Below are 1,905 nucleotides of genomic sequence, written 5' to 3'. Positions count from 1 at the left end.
CCCCCCCAACCGAAACCAAACCGACGACCAAGCGGCCGTCGCGACAACACGCGCCCAGCCTCAGCCCTGCCGGATTGTATGCAGGCTGGAACCGCTGTCATGAATAGGACGGGATAGCGGCCCGCAATCATCCGCCGCCCGACCTGATTTAATCGCGAAATTCGGCCAACATTCCGTGAGACTGTAGCGCGTCGCAGACCCACATTCGGTGAGAATGTGCCCGCTGGCCGTGAGACGGACCCGCAATCATCGGGTTCAGCCCACGATGCGTGAGACTCAGGTGCCCTTGCGTCATTGCCAAGCGGATAGATGTCCCCCAGAACGTAAATTGGCGGAGGGAAAGGGGCTGAGGCAGACCTTCTCCGTTCTTACCGCTGATCTCTGACGGTGCAATTGACCTGCCTGACCGCTTTGCCCTGGAAAAACCGTGCCCGAAGCGCTATGTATTACTCACCGAAAACAGGTAATACCGAGGGCGAAATGGCCACTTTGGTCACCAGCAAGGGGCAGGTCACCATTCCCAAGCCGGTCCGTGATCGGCTCGGGATCGCGCCCGGCAGCGCGGTCGAGTTCGAACTGGCCTCGGATGGACGAATCGTCCTGGTCAAGGTCGATGCCGCCCCCCCGGCGAGCCGGTTTGCCGCATTGCGCGGACGTGCCGGCAAAGGCCTCAGCACCGACGAGATCATGGCGCTGACCCGCGGCGAGGCGTGATGTGACGCTGATCGACACGAACGTCCTGCTGGATCTGGTGACCGATGACCCGGTGTGGGCGGAATGGTCGATTCGGCAACTGGAAGCCGCGTCGGTCAAGGGACCGCTCTCCATCAACGATGTCGTCTATGCGGAGTTGTCCGTCCGTTTCGAGCGGATCGAGGCCCTCGATGACGTGCTGGACGAGGCCGGCATCACGCTGGCACAGATGCCGCGCGCGGCCCTTTTCCTTGCGGGCAAGGCTTTCCAACGCTACCGCGCAGCCGGTGGTGGCCGCAACGGTGTCCTGCCTGATTTCTTCATTGGGGCTCATGCCGCTGTTGTCGGCCTGCCGCTCCTGACCCGCGACGTACAACGCTATCGGACATATTTCCCGTCTCTCAGTTTGATCGCCCCGGAGACATAGGGGCGCCGTCCCGCTCCATGCGGGCGAAGTCCAGCCCCGCCGACATGGCTTCGGGGACGAAATCGCGCACGAATTGTTCCGCCATCAGCGGATGGGAGAACAGGCGATGGTAAAGGGCGTCGGCACCGGACATGTCCACCGTCTATCACGTCGATGCCGGGCCGCCACCGACCGCCGGCAGGTCGGCGGCGCGCCAAGTCTGCCCGGATGCGCGTACCCCTCCCGCCGACGGCCATCATGATGAAAGTGACGGCGCGAGGGCACCGTCGGCCTGCGGCCTTGGCCTCGGGCCGCGCCGGGCGGGTTTCAGGGGGCTGCCGCAGCGATCTTCCAGGGCCGAGACAAAGCCGTCGTCGCCCAGTGGGCGGCCGATGGTCTCGGCTTGGCGCAGGCGCTTGATCGCCGCCCCATCGGCTGGGGTATCGAGAAAGCCGGCGAAATCGGGAAACCGCGCCAGGACCGGCGCCAGGGCGGTGATGCCGTCGTTGGAGGCCGACAGATGGGCGTGGGCGCTGGACCACGCCCAGTCCCGGGGCTGGTCGGCCAGTCCGGCGCGCACGGGGTTGAAAGCCACATAGCGCAACGCAGCGGCGAGATGGGTCTCGTCCATGACGACGGCGCCGAAGCGTCCCTGCCAGAAATGACCGGTGCGCCGCAGCCGCGCGTGAACATGGCCGGCATAGCGACGATGCACTGGGGCGAGCGCGCGGCGCAGTCCGTCCTCGTCCGACGGGACCAGGATTGACATCTACCGCATCCTCTTCACCAGTCACGTCCCATTGCCT

General features: G+C 65.1%; 3 protein-coding genes. 2 read left to right on the top strand and 1 reads right to left on the bottom strand.

Features of this window, described 5'->3' with window-relative positions; all coding sequences use genetic code 11:
- Positions 1-393 precede the first annotated feature (393 nt).
- Positions 394-714: an AbrB/MazE/SpoVT family DNA-binding domain-containing protein gene (locus MTBUT4_RS14440; RefSeq protein WP_217424184.1), complete on the top strand. Its 321-nt coding sequence runs from the start codon at positions 394-396 to the stop codon at positions 712-714.
- Position 715: 1 nt separating this feature from the next.
- Complete coding sequence (locus tag MTBUT4_RS14435; RefSeq protein ID WP_173980396.1) at positions 716-1,120, top strand: type II toxin-antitoxin system VapC family toxin; 405 nt, start codon at positions 716-718, stop codon at positions 1,118-1,120.
- 235 nt (positions 1,121-1,355) lie between these two features.
- On the opposite strand, the gene MTBUT4_RS14430 is transcribed toward MTBUT4_RS14435, so the two are convergent.
- Complete coding sequence (locus tag MTBUT4_RS14430; protein ID WP_173980395.1) at positions 1,356-1,868, bottom strand: transposase; 513 nt, start codon at positions 1,866-1,868, stop codon at positions 1,356-1,358.
- Positions 1,869-1,905: the final 37 nt, after the last annotated feature.

This window comes from Magnetospirillum sp. UT-4 (genome assembly GCF_902729435.1).
Lineage (GTDB): Bacteria > Pseudomonadota > Alphaproteobacteria > Rhodospirillales > Magnetospirillaceae > Magnetospirillum.
The sequence above is the reverse complement of the archived record's forward strand: the minus strand, read 5'-3'. Positions and strand labels throughout refer to the sequence as shown.

What these genes read in the sequence shown, in the direction of transcription:
- MTBUT4_RS14430 (WP_173980395.1), bottom strand. Translation starts at nt 1,868, where the DNA reads ATGTCAATCCTGGTCCCGTCGGACGAGGACGGACTGCGCCGCGCGCTC.